The sequence below is a fragment of the Variovorax sp. YR216 genome (assembly GCF_900107745.1).
Classification (GTDB): domain Bacteria; phylum Pseudomonadota; class Gammaproteobacteria; order Burkholderiales; family Burkholderiaceae_C; genus Variovorax.
Map to the genome: position 1 here is coordinate 1 of NZ_FNRO01000030.1, position 15,179 is coordinate 15,179.

The 15,179-nt window shown below is 63.8% G+C and carries 11 protein-coding genes, 1 tRNA gene and 1 pseudogene; all 13 read left to right on the forward strand.

Annotated elements, in window-relative coordinates; genetic code table 11:
* A pseudogene (gene tuf, locus BLW05_RS34065) lies at positions 1 to 150 on the forward strand (elongation factor Tu); the annotation flags it as partial.
* Positions 151 to 164: 14 nt separating this feature from the next.
* Positions 165 to 240 (forward strand) — tRNA-Trp (locus BLW05_RS34070).
* A 102-nt stretch (positions 241 to 342) separates the two neighbouring features.
* Positions 343 to 726, forward strand: coding sequence for a preprotein translocase subunit SecE (secE, locus tag BLW05_RS34075; protein WP_093169170.1), 384 nt, complete (start codon positions 343 to 345; stop codon positions 724 to 726).
* Positions 726 to 1,322 carry a transcription termination/antitermination protein NusG gene (gene nusG / locus BLW05_RS34080; protein WP_093169172.1) on the forward strand — a complete coding sequence of 199 codons (597 nt, stop codon included), beginning with the start codon at positions 726 to 728 and terminating at the stop codon, positions 1,320 to 1,322. Before secE ends, nusG begins: the two co-directional genes overlap by 1 nt.
* A gap of 151 nt (positions 1,323 to 1,473) precedes the next feature.
* Positions 1,474 to 1,905 (forward strand): 50S ribosomal protein L11, encoded by a 432-nt coding sequence (gene rplK, locus BLW05_RS34085; RefSeq protein ID WP_028252759.1) that lies wholly within the window; start codon positions 1,474 to 1,476, stop codon positions 1,903 to 1,905.
* Positions 1,906 to 2,604 (forward strand): 50S ribosomal protein L1, encoded by a 699-nt coding sequence (gene rplA / locus BLW05_RS34090; RefSeq protein WP_093169174.1) that lies wholly within the window; start codon positions 1,906 to 1,908, stop codon positions 2,602 to 2,604. It begins immediately after the preceding gene.
* A gap of 249 nt (positions 2,605 to 2,853) precedes the next feature.
* Positions 2,854 to 3,387 carry a 50S ribosomal protein L10 gene (gene rplJ, locus BLW05_RS34095; RefSeq protein ID WP_093169176.1) on the forward strand — a complete coding sequence of 178 codons (534 nt, stop codon included), beginning with the start codon at positions 2,854 to 2,856 and terminating at the stop codon, positions 3,385 to 3,387.
* Positions 3,388 to 3,430: 43 nt separating this feature from the next.
* Complete coding sequence (gene rplL, locus BLW05_RS34100) at positions 3,431 to 3,805, forward strand: 50S ribosomal protein L7/L12 (RefSeq protein ID WP_093169178.1); 375 nt, start codon at positions 3,431 to 3,433, stop codon at positions 3,803 to 3,805.
* 249 nt (positions 3,806 to 4,054) lie between these two features.
* The gene (gene rpoB / locus BLW05_RS34105; RefSeq protein WP_093169180.1) at positions 4,055 to 8,179 is read left to right on the forward strand and encodes a DNA-directed RNA polymerase subunit beta; all 4,125 of its coding nucleotides are present in this window, start codon (positions 4,055 to 4,057) and stop codon (positions 8,177 to 8,179) included.
* A 21-nt stretch (positions 8,180 to 8,200) separates the two neighbouring features.
* Complete coding sequence (gene rpoC, locus BLW05_RS34110; RefSeq protein ID WP_093169182.1) at positions 8,201 to 12,436, forward strand: DNA-directed RNA polymerase subunit beta'; 4,236 nt, start codon at positions 8,201 to 8,203, stop codon at positions 12,434 to 12,436.
* Positions 12,437 to 12,532: 96 nt separating this feature from the next.
* Positions 12,533 to 13,114, forward strand: a complete 582-nt coding sequence (locus BLW05_RS34115; protein WP_256330637.1) for a LemA family protein — start codon at positions 12,533 to 12,535, stop codon at positions 13,112 to 13,114.
* A 106-nt stretch (positions 13,115 to 13,220) separates the two neighbouring features.
* Positions 13,221 to 14,513 (forward strand): 16S rRNA (cytosine(967)-C(5))-methyltransferase RsmB, encoded by a 1,293-nt coding sequence (gene rsmB, locus BLW05_RS34120; protein WP_371127017.1) that lies wholly within the window; start codon positions 13,221 to 13,223, stop codon positions 14,511 to 14,513.
* Between the two features lie 28 nt (positions 14,514 to 14,541).
* Positions 14,542 to 15,132: a DUF4390 domain-containing protein gene (locus BLW05_RS34125; RefSeq protein WP_371127018.1), complete on the forward strand. Its 591-nt coding sequence runs from the start codon at positions 14,542 to 14,544 to the stop codon at positions 15,130 to 15,132.
* Positions 15,133 to 15,179 lie beyond the last annotated feature (47 nt).

The following is a 15,179-nucleotide window of genomic DNA, read 5'->3' on the forward strand; positions in this document are numbered from 1 at the left end:
GACAAGGAAATGGTCATGCCCGGCGACAACGTGTCGATCACGGTCAAGCTGATCGCTCCGATCGCCATGGAAGAAGGTCTGCGCTTCGCGATCCGTGAAGGCGGCCGCACCGTGGGCTCGGGCGTCGTGGCCAAGATCCTCGACATCTGATCTAGGAATCGCGGAGGGGTATAGCTCAATTGGCAGAGCGTCGGTCTCCAAAACCGAAGGTTGTAGGTTCGATTCCTACTGCCCCTGCCACCTGAGGGTGGTCCCAAAAAGCCCGTCATGCCCTGACGGGCTTCGGCGTCTCAGAAGACGCATTGAAATGGAAGCCGAGAGGCTTCAGGAATAGTGCCCAAGATGGCTTCTTCTCAAATCGAAACCGTAAGCACCAGTGCTGACAAGGCCAAGCTGGCGACGGCTGTCGTCCTGGTCGTGGCTGCCATTGCTGCGTTCTATCTGCTGACCCGCCAGGGTCCGGTGGTGCAGTGGGGCGCCTTGCTGGTGGGGCTTGCTGCCGCCGTCGGGGTGTTTGCGAGTTCTGAGAGTGGCCGTCAGCTGTTGGCGTTCGGCCGCGACTCCTGGCGTGAAGTCAAGAAGGTTGTCTGGCCGACTCGCAAAGAGGCGATCCAGATGACGGCGTACGTGTTTGCCTTCGTGGCGATCATGTCGATCTTCCTTTGGCTCACCGACAAGACGCTCGAATGGGTGTTTTTTGATCTCATTCTGGGCTGGAGAAAGTAATGACTGACGACGCCATCGACGTTGCGCCGGAGGGTGGGCATGTGCTGGCTCCGGCCGCCAATCCTGACTTCCGCTGGTATGTAGTGCACGCATACTCCGGCATGGAAAAGGCCGTGGAGCGAAACATCACGGAGCGCATCACGCGCGCCGGGATGCAGGACAAGTTTGGCCGGATCCTCGTCCCGACTGAAGAAGTGGTCGAGGTCAAGAACGGGCAGAAGCGTACGACCGAGCGCCGCTTCTTCCCGGGTTACGTTCTGGTCGAAATGATCATGGACGACGAGAGTTGGCATCTCGTGAAGCACACCAACAAGGTGACGGGCTTCGTCGGTGGCGCGAAGAATCGCCCCGCCCCGATTTCGCAGAAGGAAGTCGAGGACATCGTCAGCCAGATGCAGCAGGGTACCGAGAAGCCGCGCCACAAGGTCGAATTCGTCGTGGGCGAATTCGTGCGCGTCAAGGAAGGTCCGTTCACCGACTTCAACGGCACCGTCGAGGAAGTCAACTACGAGAAGAACAAGGTTCGCGTGTCGGTCATGATCTTCGGTCGCGCCACGCCGGTCGAGCTCGAGTTCGCGCAGGTCGAAAAGACATAAGCAAGTAAAGACAAGGCCAGGCGCCCTGGCCTTGAACTTTTTTCGGTTCACGTCCCTCCGACTCGGCGTGAATTCAGGTTGGAAAGAGTCGTCAACCCCGGGGAGCTGAGGCCGAGACGGCCAAGGCGTCAATACCCGCAAGGAGAAAAGCATGGCGAAAAAAATCGTCGGCTTCATCAAGCTGCAAGTGCCAGCTGGTAAGGCCAATCCGTCACCGCCAATCGGTCCCGCTCTGGGCCAGCGCGGTCTGAACATCATGGAATTCTGCAAGGCGTTCAACGCGCAGACCCAAGGCGTCGAGCCGGGTCTGCCGCTGCCGGTGGTCATCACCGCGTTCGCCGACAAGAGCTTCACCTTCATCATCAAGACGCCGCCGGCGATCACGTTGATCAAGAAGGCGATCAAGCTCGAGAAGGGTTCCGCACGTCCGCACACCGACAAGGTCGGCAAGATCACGCGCGCACAGCTCGAAGAAATCGCCAAGACCAAGATGAAGGACCTGACCGCGGCCGACCTGGACGCAGCGGTTCGCACCATCGCCGGTTCGGCCCGCTCGATGGGCGTGAATGTGGAGGGCGTGTAAATGGCCAAGATCACCAAGAAGCAAAAGGCCCTCGCAGGCAAGGTCGACAGCAACAAGCTCTATGCGCTGGCTGACGCGCTCGGCATCGTGAAGGAAGCCGCGACGGCGAAATTCGACGAGTCGATCGACGTCGCGGTGCAACTCGGCATCGACGCCAAGAAGTCCGACCAGGTGGTGCGTGGCGCGGTCGTGATGCCGAACGGCACCGGCAAGACCAAGCGCGTCGCCGTGTTCGCTCAGGGCGCCAAGGCCGAGGAAGCCAAGGCTGCCGGCGCCGACATCGTCGGCATGGACGACCTCGCCGCACAGGTGAAGGCCGGTGACATGCCCTTCGACGTCGTGATTGCCGCACCTGACGCCATGCGCGTCGTCGGTACCCTGGGTCAGATCCTGGGTCCGCGCGGTCTCATGCCGAACCCGAAGGTCGGTACCGTCACGCCCGACGTCGCCACCGCGGTCAAGAACGCGAAGGCCGGCCAGGTGCAGTTCCGTGTCGACAAGGCCGGGATCATCCACGGCACGATTGGCCGCCGTTCGTTCGAGAACGACAAGCTGCAAGGCAATCTCGCGGCGCTGATCGAAGCGCTGGTCAAGGCCAAGCCGGCATCGAGCAAGGGTGTGTACCTGCGCAAGGTTGCGGTGTCTTCGACGATGGGTGTGGGTGTCCGCGTGGACACGCAGACCATCGCCCAGGGCTGATGTGAATTTGCCTGGCGACCCGTCAAAAGGTCGTCGGGCGATGTGGTGGGTCGAAGCTGCTTCAGGCGGCTTCGGGCCATCCAAGACCGCTGGCGTACAGGATTGCCTGTACTTAATCGCTTCACTCGGTGTAGCGGCCAGCGCAGATGGCGATCCCGCTGCAAAGGAACTCGTTTCCCGAACAGTTGGTCGCTGCATGAAGCGCGTTCCGAGACTCCGGTCGAGGGGCGCATTGAAAAGGAGTAGACCTTGAGTCTGAATCGCAGTGAGAAAGAAGCGGTCATCAATGAAGTGACCAGCCTCGCCGCAAAAGCTCAAACGCTCGTGATGGCGGAATACCGTGGCATCACGGTCGCCGATATGACCAAACTGCGCACCGAAGCGCGCAGCAAGGGTGTGAGCCTCAGCGTGTTGAAGAACACGCTGGCCCGCCGTGCTGTCGCTGGAAGCGCATTCGAGGTCGTCGGTGACCAGATGACCGGTCCGCTGATCTATGGCTTCTCCGAAGACGCCGTGGCTGCCGCGAAGGTGGTGGCCGATTTCGCGAAGACCAACGACAAGTTGGTGATTCGCGGTGGCGCATTCGGTGGCAAGGCCCTGGACGTCGACGGCGTGAAGCAACTGGCCAACATTCCTTCCAAGGAAGTGTTGCTGGCACAGCTGCTGGGCTTGATGCAATCCCCGATCTCGCGCACGGCCCGTGTCCTGGCCGCGCTCGCCGAGAAGCGTGGTGGTGGCGAAGCACCGGCGGAAGCTCCCGCCGCAGAAGCGCAGGCCGCCTGAGCCTTGCGTTTGAAAAATTCAACCCAATTGTTAGGAAACAAAAATGGCATTCGATAAAGACGCATTTCTGACCGCGCTCGACAGCATGACGGTCCTCGAACTCAACGACCTGGTCAAGGCCATCGAAGAGAAGTTCGGCGTGAGCGCCGCTGCGATGGCTGCTCCGGCTGCTGCCGGTGGCGCCGCCGCCCCGGCCGCTGAAGAGAAGACCGAGTTCAACGTCGTTCTGCTCGACGCTGGCGCGAACAAGGTGTCGGCGATCAAGGCCGTGCGCGAAATCACCGGCCTGGGCCTCAAGGAAGCCAAGGACCTGGTGGAAGCCGCTCCGAAGGCCGTCAAGGAAGGCCTGCCGAAGGCAGACGCCGAAGCCGCCAAGAAGAAGCTGGAAGAAGCTGGCGCCAAGGTGGAACTGAAGTAATTCAGTCTCCCTGGAGGGCTGGAGTGTGCCGAAAGGCCCTCCAGCCTTTGCCGCTTTCAGAGCGCACTCAAAAGTCGCCTTCCCCCAGCGATTTTTGAGTGTCTTCTGACCCCGACTACAGAAGACCCCTTGGTTCGGGTGATGTGCAACGCATCACTGTCCGCCAACGGCTGGTAGTGGCCAGCCGCCAAGCAGCGGCGCGAAAGCGCGGCTGACAAGTCGCTGAAGATCTCAAGCACCGGAGCTCTCATGGCCCAAACGTCCACGTACAGTTACACCGAACGCAAGCGCATCCGAAAGAATTTCGGCAGCCGCGACAGCGTCGTCGAAATCCCCTACCTGCTGCAGATGCAAAAAGACGCGTACACCGCGTTCCTGCAAGCGGGTGTCCCGCCGCAGAAGCGGACCGTGGAAGGTCTGCAGGCCGCATTCCACGCAGCGTTCCCGATCGTCTCGCACAACGGTTTCGTCGAGATGAAGTTCCTCGAGTACAACCTGGCCAAGCCGGCGTTCGATGTGCGCGAGTGCCAAACCCGGGGCCTGACCTTCGCTTCGGCCGTTCGCGCCAAGGTGCAACTGATCATCTATGACCGTGAATCGTCGACGCCGCAGTCGAAGGTGGTCAAGGAAGTGAAGGAGCAAGAGGTCTACATGGGCGAAGTGCCGCTCATGACGGACAAGGGTTCTTTCATCATCAACGGTACCGAGCGCGTCATCGTGTCGCAGCTCCACCGTTCGCCGGGCGTGTTCTTCGAGCACGACAAGGGCAAGACGCACAGCTCGGGCAAGCTGTTGTTCTCGGCCCGCGTGATTCCCTACCGCGGCTCGTGGCTCGACTTCGAGTTCGATCCGAAGGACATGCTGTACTTCCGCGTGGACCGTCGCCGCAAGATGCCGGTCACGATCCTGCTGAAGGCGATCGGCCTGAACCCCGAGTCGATCCTCGCGAACTTCTTCGTGAACGACAACTTCCGCCTCATGGACAGCGGCGCGCAGATGGAGTTCGTCTCCGAGCGCCTGCGCGGCGAAGTGGCGCGCTTCGACATCACCGACAAGTCGGGCAAGGTCGTCGTTGCGAAGGACAAGCGCGTCACGGCGCGCCATACGCGCGAACTCGAGCAGTCGGGCACGACGCACATCAGCGTGCCGGAAGACTTCCTGATCGGCCGCGTGGTCGCTCGCAACATCGTCGATCCGGACTCGGGCGAGATCCTGGCCAAGGCCAACGACGAGCTCACCGAAACGCTGCTGAAGAAGCTGCGTTCCGCCGGCGTGCAAGAGCTGCAGTGCATCTACACGAACGAGCTCGATCAGGGGGCGTACATCTCGCAGACCCTGCGCATCGACGAAACCGTGGATGAGTTCGCCGCGCGCGTCGCGATCTACCGCATGATGCGCCCCGGCGAGCCGCCGACGGAAGACGCGGTGCAGGCCCTGTTCCAGCGTCTGTTCTACAACCCGGACACCTACGACCTGTCGCGCGTCGGCCGCATGAAGTTCAACGCCAAGGTCGGCCGCGACGAATCGACCGGCCCGATGGTGCTGACGAACGAAGACATCCTGGCCGTGGTCAAGATCCTCGTCGACCTGCGCAACGGCCGTGGTGAAGTCGACGATATCGACCACCTGGGCAACCGCCGCGTGCGTTGCGTCGGCGAACTGGCCGAGAACCAGTACCGCACCGGTCTCGCCCGTATCGAAAAGGCCGTCAAGGAACGTCTGGGCCAGGCGGAGCAAGAGCCGCTGATGCCGCACGACCTGATCAACAGCAAGCCGATCTCGGCTGCGCTGAAGGAGTTCTTCGGTGCATCGCAGCTGTCGCAGTTCATGGACCAGACCAACCCGCTGTCCGAGATCACGCACAAGCGTCGCGTCTCGGCCCTCGGCCCGGGCGGTCTGACCCGCGAGCGCGCCGGCTTCGAAGTGCGCGACGTGCACGTCACGCACTACGGCCGCGTGTGCCCGATCGAAACGCCTGAAGGTCCGAACATCGGCCTGATCAACTCGCTGGCCCTGTATGCCCGCCTCAACGAATACGGCTTCATCGAGACGCCGTATCGCCGCGTGGTGGACAGCAAGGTCACGAACGAGATCGACTACCTGTCGGCCATCGAAGAAGGCAAGTACGTGATCGCGCAGGCCAACGCCGCGCTCGACAAGGAAGGCCGGCTGACCGGTGACCTCGTCTCTGCTCGTGAAACCGGTGAATCGATCCTGGTGAGCGCCGAGCGCGTCCAGTACATGGACGTGTCGCCCGCGCAGATCGTGTCGGTGGCTGCGTCGCTGGTTCCGTTCCTCGAGCACGACGATGCGAACCGCGCGTTGATGGGCGCCAACATGCAGCGTCAGGCCGTGCCTGTGCTGCGTCCCGAAAAGCCGTTCGTCGGTACCGGCATCGAGCGCGTTTCCGCGGTCGACTCGGGCACCGTCGTGACCGCGACCCGTGGCGGCGTCGTCGACTATGTCGACGCGACCCGCATCGTGGTCCGCGTGAACGACGCGGAAGCGGCTGCCGGTGAAGTCGGTGTGGACATCTACAACCTGATCAAGTACCAGCGTTCGAACCAGAACACGAACATCCATCAGCGTCCGATCGTCAAACGCGGCGACAAGATCGCCAAGGGCGACGTGATCGCCGACGGCGCATCGACCGACCTGGGCGAGCTCGCGCTCGGCCAGAACATGCTGATCGGCTTCATGCCCTGGAACGGCTACAACTTCGAAGACTCGATCCTGATCAGCGAACGCGTCGTTGCCGAAGACCGCTACACCTCGATCCACATCGAGGAGCTGGTGGTGATGGCCCGCGACACCAAGCTGGGCGCAGAAGAAATCACGCGCGACATCCCGAACCTGGCCGAGCAACAGCTCAACCGCCTGGACGAATCCGGGATCATCTATGTCGGCGCCGAAGTGCAGCCGGGCGACACGCTGGTGGGCAAGGTCACGCCGAAGGGCGAGACCACGCTGACGCCGGAAGAGAAGCTGCTGCGCGCGATCTTCGGCGAGAAGGCTTCCGACGTGAAGGACACCTCGCTGCGCGTGGACCAGGGCTCGCAAGGCACCGTGATCGACGTGCAGGTGTTCACCCGCGAGGGCATCACGCGCGACAAGCGCGCCCAACAGATCATCGACGATGAACTGAAGCGCTTCCGCCTCGACCTGAACGACCAGCTGCGCATCGTCGAAGCCGACGCGTTCGACCGTATCGAGAAGCTGCTGACCGGCAAGGTCGCCAACGGCGGTCCGAACAAGCTGGCCAAGGGCACGAAGCTCGACAAGGCGTACCTGTCGTCGATCGAGAAGTTCCACTGGTTCGACATCCGCCCGGCGGAAGACGATGTGGCCTTGCAGCTCGAGTCGATCAAGAACTCGCTGGAGCAGACGCGCCACAGCTTCGACCTCGCGTTCGAAGAAAAGCGCAAGAAGCTCACGCAGGGCGACGAGCTGCCCGCGGGCGTGCTCAAGATGGTCAAGGTGTACCTGGCCGTCAAGCGGCGCCTGCAGCCTGGCGACAAGATGGCCGGCCGTCACGGCAACAAGGGTGTGGTGTCGAAGATCGTTCCGGTCGAAGACATGCCGCACATGGCCGACGGCACGCCGTGCGACATCTGCCTGAACCCGCTGGGCGTGCCTTCGCGGATGAACGTGGGTCAGGTGCTGGAAGTGCACCTGGGCTGGGCTGCCAAGGGCGTCGGTCAGCGCATCGGCGACCTGCTGCAGGCGGAAGCCAAGATCGCGGAACTGCGCAAGTTCTTCGACGAGCTCTACAACGGCTCGGGCCGCAAGGAAGAGCTCAACGCGCTCTCCGATGCCGACGTGCTCGAAATGGCGCAGAACCTGTCGCAGGGCGTGCCTTTCGCGACGCCGGTGTTCGACGGTGCCTCGGAAGAGGAAATCCGCGGCATGCTGAAGCTCGCCTATCCGGACGACATCGCCAAGCTCAAGGGCCTGACCGAAACCCGCACGCAGGCGTACCTGTACGACGGCCGTACCGGCGAGCGCTTCGAGCGTCCGGTCACCGTCGGCTACATGCACTTCCTGAAACTGCATCACCTGGTGGACGACAAGATGCACGCCCGCTCGACCGGCCCGTACTCGCTGGTCACGCAACAGCCGCTCGGCGGCAAGGCGCAGTTCGGCGGCCAGCGTTTCGGGGAAATGGAAGTGTGGGCGCTCGAAGCCTACGGCGCCGCCTACGTCCTGCAGGAAATGCTGACCGTGAAGTCCGACGACGTGCAAGGCCGCACGAAGGTCTACGAAAGCATCGTCAAGGGCGAGCATTCGATCGAAGCCGGCATGCCGGAATCGTTCAACGTGCTGGTCAAGGAAATCCGTTCGCTGGGTCTCGACATCGAGCTCGAGCGTTCGTAATCGAAAAGGGGAAAGAGTCTTATGAAATCGCTACTCGACCTGTTCAAGCAGTTCACCCCGGATGAGCATTTCGATGCCATCAAGATCGGCATGGCTTCGCCCGAGAAGATCCGTTCGTGGTCTTTCGGCGAGGTGAAGAAGCCCGAGACCATCAACTACCGCACGTTCAAGCCCGAGCGCGACGGTCTCTTCTGCGCCAAGATCTTCGGCCCGATCAAGGACTACGAGTGCCTGTGCGGCAAGTACAAGCGCCTGAAGCACCGCGGCGTGATCTGCGAGAAGTGCGGCGTCGAAGTCACGCAGACCAAGGTGCGCCGCGAGCGCATGGGTCACATCGACCTGGCCGCACCGTGCGCGCACATCTGGTTCCTGAAGTCGCTGCCGTCGCGTCTGGGCCTCGTGCTCGACATGACGCTGCGCGACATCGAACGCGTGCTGTACTTCGAAGCCTATGTGGTGACCGACCCCGGCATGACCCCGCTGAAGAAGTTCAGCATCATGTCCGAGGACGACTACGACGCGAAGCGCAAGGAATACGGCGATGAGTTCATCGCCAAGATGGGCGCCGAAGGCATCAAGGACCTGCTGATGGGCATCGAACTCGATACCGAGATCGAAAAGCTCCGCGGCGACCTGACCGGCTCCGAAGTCAAGGTCAAGAAGAACTCCAAGCGCCTCAAGGTGCTAGAAGCCTTCCGCAAGTCGGGCATCAAGCCCGAGTGGATGGTGCTCGACGTGCTGCCCGTGCTGCCGCCGGACCTGCGTCCGCTGGTGCCGCTGGACGGCGGCCGCTTCGCGACCTCCGACCTGAACGACCTCTACCGTCGCGTCATCAACCGCAACAGCCGCCTGCGCCGCCTGCTCGAACTGAAGGCGCCGGAAATCATCGCCCGCAACGAAAAGCGGATGCTCCAGGAAGCGGTCGACTCGCTGCTGGACAACGGCCGTCGCGGCAAGGCGATGACGGGTGCCAACAAGCGCGCGCTCAAGTCGCTGGCCGACATGATCAAGGGCAAGAGCGGCCGCTTCCGCCAGAACCTGCTGGGCAAGCGCGTCGACTACTCGGGCCGTTCGGTCATCGTGGTGGGCCCGACGCTCAAGCTGCACCAGTGCGGCCTGCCGAAGCTGATGGCGCTCGAGCTGTTCAAGCCCTTCATCTTCTCGCGCCTCGAAGCCATGGGCATCGCGACCACCATCAAGGCGGCGAAGAAGGAAGTCGAATCCGGTACGCCGGTGGTGTGGGACATCCTTGAAGAAGTGATCAAGGAGCACCCGGTGATGCTGAACCGCGCACCGACGCTGCACCGCCTGGGCATCCAGGCCTTCGAGCCGATCCTGATCGAAGGCAAGGCGATCCAGCTGCATCCGCTCGTCTGCGCGGCGTTCAACGCCGACTTCGACGGTGACCAGATGGCCGTCCACGTGCCGCTGTCGGTCGAAGCGCAGATGGAAGCCCGCACCTTGATGCTGGCCTCCAACAACGTGCTGTTCCCGGCCAACGGCGAACCGTCGATCGTGCCGTCGCAGGACGTGGTGCTGGGTCTGTACTACACGACCCGCGACCGCATCAACGGCAAGGGCGAAGGCCTGATGTTCTCGGACATCGGCGAAGTCCAGCGCGCGCTCGACGCGGGCGTGGTCGAGCTCACAGCCAAGGTCAGCGTGCGCATCACCGAGTACACGAAGGACAAGGAAACGGGCGCGTTCACGCCTTCGACCTCGCTCGTGGACACGACCGTGGGCCGCGCGCTGCTGTCCGAGATCCTGCCGAAGGGCCTGCCGTTCTCGAACATCAACAAGGCGCTGAAGAAGAAGGAAATCTCCAAGCTCATCAACGTCTCGTTCCGCAAGTGCGGCCTGAAAGAGACCGTCGTGTTCGCCGACAAGCTGCTGCAGAACGGCTTCCGCCTCGCGACCAAGGCCGGTATCTCGATCGCGATCGACGACATGCTCGTGCCTTCGGAAAAGCACGGCATCATCGACCGCTCGGCCAAGGAAGTGAAGGAGATCGAGCAACAGTACGTCTCCGGTCTCGTGACCGCCGGCGAGCGCTACAACAAGGTGGTCGATATCTGGGGCAAGGCCGGCGACGAAGTGTCGAAGGTCATGATGGCCAAGCTGTCGAAGGAAAAGGTCATCGACCGCAACGGCAAGGAAGTGGAGCAGGAGTCCTTCAACTCCATCTACATGATGGCCGACTCGGGTGCTCGTGGTTCCGCCGCGCAGATCCGCCAGGTGGCCGGCATGCGGGGCCTGATGGCCAAGCCGGACGGCTCGATCATCGAGACGCCGATCACCGCGAACTTCCGCGAAGGCCTGAACGTGCTGGAGTACTTCATCTCCACCCACGGTGCCCGTAAGGGCCTGGCCGATACCGCGCTGAAGACCGCGAACTCGGGTTACCTGACCCGTCGTCTGGTCGACGTGACGCAGGATCTGGTCGTCATCGAGCAGGATTGCGGCACGCAGGACGGCGCCGTGATGCGCGCGATCGTCGAAGGCGGTGAAGTCATCGAGTCGCTGCGCGAACGTATCCTGGGTCGTACGGCTGCCGAAGACGTGCTGCACCCCGAGACGCGTGCCGTGCTGGCGAAGGCTGGCGACATGCTGGACGAAGACACGATCGAAGCCCTCGAAGCCGAAGGCGTCGACGAAGTCAAGGTCCGCACCGCGCTGACCTGTTCGACCCGCTTCGGCCTGTGCGCCAAGTGCTATGGCCGCGACCTCGGCCGCGGCGGCCTGGTCAACAACGGCGAAGCGGTCGGCGTGATCGCGGCGCAGTCGATCGGCGAACCCGGCACGCAGCTGACGATGCGTACCTTCCACATCGGTGGTGCGGCATCGCGTGCAGCCGTGGCCTCGAGCGTCGAAGCCAAGTCCAACGGCGTGATCGGCTTCAATGCCACGATGCGCTACGTGACCAACAGCAAGAACGAGCTGGTGGTGATTGCACGTTCGGGCGAGATCGTCATCCACGACGAACACGGCCGCGAGCGCGAGCGCCACAAGGTGCCGTACGGCGCCACGCTGACGGTGAAGGCCGACCAGCAGATCAAGGCGGGCCACGTGCTGGCCAACTGGGATCCGCTGACGCGCCCGATCATCACGGAATTCGCCGGCAAGACGAAGTTCGAGAACGTCGAGGAAGGCCTCACGGTCGCCAAGCAGGTGGACGAAGTCACCGGCCTGTCGACGCTGGTCGTGATCGACCCCAAGCGCCGCGGCGCTGCCAAGGTCGTTCGTCCGCAGGTGAAGCTGATCGACGCCTCGGGCGCCGAGGTGAAGATCCCCGGCACCGACCACTCCGTGACGATCGGCTTCCCGATCGGCGCACTGGTCCAGGTGCGTGACGGTCAGGACGTGGGCCCCGGCGAAGTGCTGGCGCGGATTCCGGTCGAAGGCCAGAAGACCCGCGACATCACCGGCGGTCTGCCGCGCGTGGCCGAGCTGTTCGAAGCCCGTTCGCCGAAGGACAAGGGCATGCTGGCCGAGATGACCGGTACCGTGTCGTTCGGCAAGGAAACGAAGGGCAAGGTCCGCCTGCAGATCACCGACCCGGAAGGCAAGGTCTGGGAAGAGCTCGTGCCGAAGGAAAAGAACATCCTGGTGCACGAAGGCCAGGTGGTGAACAAGGGCGAGTCGATCGTCGACGGCCCGGCCGATCCGCAGGACATCCTGCGCCTGCTGGGCTCCGAAGAACTGGCGCGCTACATCGTCGACGAAGTGCAGGACGTGTACCGCTTGCAGGGCGTGAAGATCAACGACAAGCACATCGAGGTGATCGTTCGCCAGATGCTGCGCCGCGTCGTGGTCGAGAACCCGGGCGACACCAGCTACATCGCCGGTGAACAGGTCGAACGCAGCGAGATGCTCAACACCAACGACGCCCTGCGCGCCGCTGACAAGATCCCCGCGACGTACACGAACCTGCTGCTGGGTATCACGAAGGCATCGCTCTCGACCGACAGCTTCATCAGCGCCGCATCGTTCCAGGAAACGACGCGCGTGCTGACCGAAGCCGCGATCATGGGCAAGCGCGACGAGCTGCGCGGCCTGAAGGAAAACGTCATCGTCGGCCGCCTGATCCCCGCAGGCACCGGCATGGCGTACCACCAGGCACGCAAGGCGAAGGACGCGATGGACGAGGCCGAGCGCCGCGCCATCGCCGAAGCCGAGGCGGCTGAGCTGTCCGGCTCCACCGCGGCCGATGATGCGACAGTGACGGTCGACGCTGGCGAAGGTGCTGCAACCGAATAAGCGGTAGTAGCATCGCCGGTCATGACCGGTCCCCAACTGCCCCCTTTCCGCCCGCGGATCGGGGGCTTTTTATTGGGTGCGCACTAGATGCCGGACATGCCTGAATCCCTGCCCTACTGGATTGCCGGTGCGATCGCGCTGTTCTGGTTCGTGGGCGCCTACAACCGGCTGATGCGCCTGCGCTCGGCCGCGCTGCAGGCGTATGCGGTGCTCGACGCGGCGCTGGTCCGGCAGCTCGACTTCGTGCTCGCCCGTGTGGCCGAGGAGGAGCCGTCCGCCACGCCGCTCGAGTCGCCAAGCGCTTCGGTGCGGGCTGCGGCGAACCAGCTCTCCACGCTGCTCGCTGCCACGCGCCTCAGGCCATTGAACCCTGCGGGCATGGCGGCGATGAGCACGGCGATGCACGTCATGCTCGCGGCCTGGCAGCGCCTCCATCCCGATGCGGTGGTCAGCTTCGACGCTGACGGAACCCTGTCGCGGCCCGCGTCGCTCGAGGGTCACGGGGAAGGCGCCGAAGTCTCGATACCCATCGCCTGGCCGGAACCGTCGGCGGCCGCGGAGATGGCCCGGGCGCAATTCAATCTCGCCGTGACCCAATACAACGCCGCAATCGCCGACTTTCCGGCGGTGCTGGTGGCGTGGATCATGCAGCTCAAGGCAGCGGCCCCGCTGCGCTGATCCCCAGTGTTGCGTGGCTGACGCATCACCCAATTACCATCGACCCGATTTGCCAGACCTTTCCCATCCCAATTCTGTTTCGCCGCCTCTGTGGCGCCAGCTGCACTTGACCGCCGCCGCGCTGGCTTCGATCCGCGCGGGGGTTTCGGGCTCCGTCGCATTCGAAGCGGTGGAGCCTTCGCTGCGGCCGGGCGTCCAGGCCCTGGGCTTCCAGGCGCTGCGCTGGCTCGGCCGCGCCGAGGCGCTGCGTCGCCAGCTTGCCAAGCGCACGCCGCCCCCCGCGGCGGACGCGCTGCTCTGCACCGCGCTCGCGCTCGCGTGGGACGCGGCGCGCTCGCCCTACGAGCCGTTCACCCTGGTCGACCAGGCCGTCGAAGCGGCCAAGCGCAATCCGGAAACCCGCGCGCAGGCGAGCTTCATCAATGCCTGCCTGCGGCGCTTCCTCCGGGACCGCGAAGAGCTGATCGCCACAACGGATCGTGAGCCGGTCGCGCAGTGGAACCACCCCCGCTGGTGGATCGAGCGCCTGAAGCGCGACCACCCGCGCGATTGGCAGCGTGTGCTCACTGCCAACAATTCGCAGGCGCCAATGACCCTTCGCGTCAACCTCCGCAAGGGCAGCGTCGACGGCTATCTCCACAAGTTGACCGCCGCTGGCCTGCAAGGCTTTCCTGTCGGCGAAAGCGGCATTCAGTTGGCACGTGCGCGGCCGGTGCAGCAGCTCCCTGGGTTTGCCGACGGCGAATGCTCGGTGCAGGACGCCGCGGCGCAGATCGCCGCGCCGCTTCTGATGGCCGGTCTTCGCGCTGGCGGCGCACCGCTTCGCGTGCTGGATGCCTGCGCAGCGCCCGGTGGCAAGACGGCGCATCTCCTCGAAACGGCCGCTCCCGGCGACATCGAAGTCACCGCGCTCGAGGTTGATCCGGCGCGCAGCCGGCGCATCGATGAAACCCTCGCGAGGCTTGGCATGCGCGCCAAGGTGGTGGTGGCCGATGCCTCCCGGCCGGCCGAATGGTGGGACGGCGTGCCCTTCGACGCCATTTTGCTCGACGCCCCGTGCACGGCCTCCGGGATCGTCCGGCGCCATCCTGACGTGCGATGGCTGCGCCGCGAGAGCGATGTCGAACAGCTGGCGCTCGAGCAAGCCATGCTGCTGCAGGCGCTCTGGCCCCTGGTCCGTCCGGGCGGCCGCCTGCTGTATTGCACCTGCTCGGTGTTTAAGGAAGAAGGCGTGCACCAAATCGAGGCGTTCTTTGCACGCAACAAAGACGGCCGTTTACTGCCTTCGCCGGGTCATTTGCTGCCTCAAATCGGGGTAAACGCGCGTGGGCTCCCGGACAATCCGTTGGGTGATCACGACGGTTTCTTCTTCGCCCTGCTGGAAAAACAGAAGGGCTGACCGATGCTTCCCGGCCCGACTGGCCGTGCTGCTTGTGGTCGCCTGGTGTCTCGCGTGGTTCCCCGGCGCCGTGAAAGCCGACGCGCATGGCGCATCCGTCACCCAAATGCGGCTCGAGCAGGCAGACGACGGGATCTACCTCAGCGCCCAGGTCCAGTTCGAACTGCCGACGCTGGTCGAGGAGGTGCTGGAGAAGGGCATCGCCATCTATTTCGTCGCCGAGGCCGAGGTCTACCGCGAACGCTGGTATTGGACTGACCTTAAAGTCGCACAAGCCGTGCGGCACATGCGACTCGCCTACCAGCCGCTCAGCCGGCGGTGGCGTCTCAACGTGTCGCCCGTACCCATCACCAATGCCGGGTTCGGCGTTTCGCTGAACCAGAACTTCGACACCCTCGCCGACGCCCTCGATGGGGTGCGGCGGGTTGGGCGGATGCGGCTGGGCGATCTGTCCGATATCGGCGACGCGCAGGAGCATCCGGTGACGTTCCGCTTCCGCCTCGACACCTCGCAACTGCCGCGGCCGTTCCAGTTCCAGATCGGTGGCCTCGGGGGCCAGCCCGACTGGAACATCTCCATCGAGAAGAGCGCCCGCCTGCCGCTGGAGAAGGCGAAGTGAGCATCGCATCGCGCGGCGGCTCCAAGTCGCCGGCGGCGCGGCGTTCG

Excerpts from the sequence above, each read along its gene's own strand:
- rpoC (WP_093169182.1), top strand. The coding sequence starts at position 8,201 with ATGAAATCGCTACTCGACCTGTTCAAGCAGTTCACCCCGGATGAGCAT.
- nusG (WP_093169172.1), top strand. The coding sequence starts at position 726 with ATGACTGACGACGCCATCGACGTTGCGCCGGAGGGTGGGCATGTGCTG.
- rplL (WP_093169178.1), top strand. The coding sequence starts at position 3,431 with ATGGCATTCGATAAAGACGCATTTCTGACCGCGCTCGACAGCATGACG.
- rplK (WP_028252759.1), top strand. The coding sequence starts at position 1,474 with ATGGCGAAAAAAATCGTCGGCTTCATCAAGCTGCAAGTGCCAGCTGGT.
- rpoB (WP_093169180.1), top strand. The coding sequence starts at position 4,055 with ATGGCCCAAACGTCCACGTACAGTTACACCGAACGCAAGCGCATCCGA.
- rplA (WP_093169174.1), top strand. The coding sequence starts at position 1,906 with ATGGCCAAGATCACCAAGAAGCAAAAGGCCCTCGCAGGCAAGGTCGAC.
- BLW05_RS34115 (WP_256330637.1), top strand. The coding sequence starts at position 12,533 with ATGCCTGAATCCCTGCCCTACTGGATTGCCGGTGCGATCGCGCTGTTC.
- secE (WP_093169170.1), top strand. The coding sequence starts at position 343 with ATGGCTTCTTCTCAAATCGAAACCGTAAGCACCAGTGCTGACAAGGCC.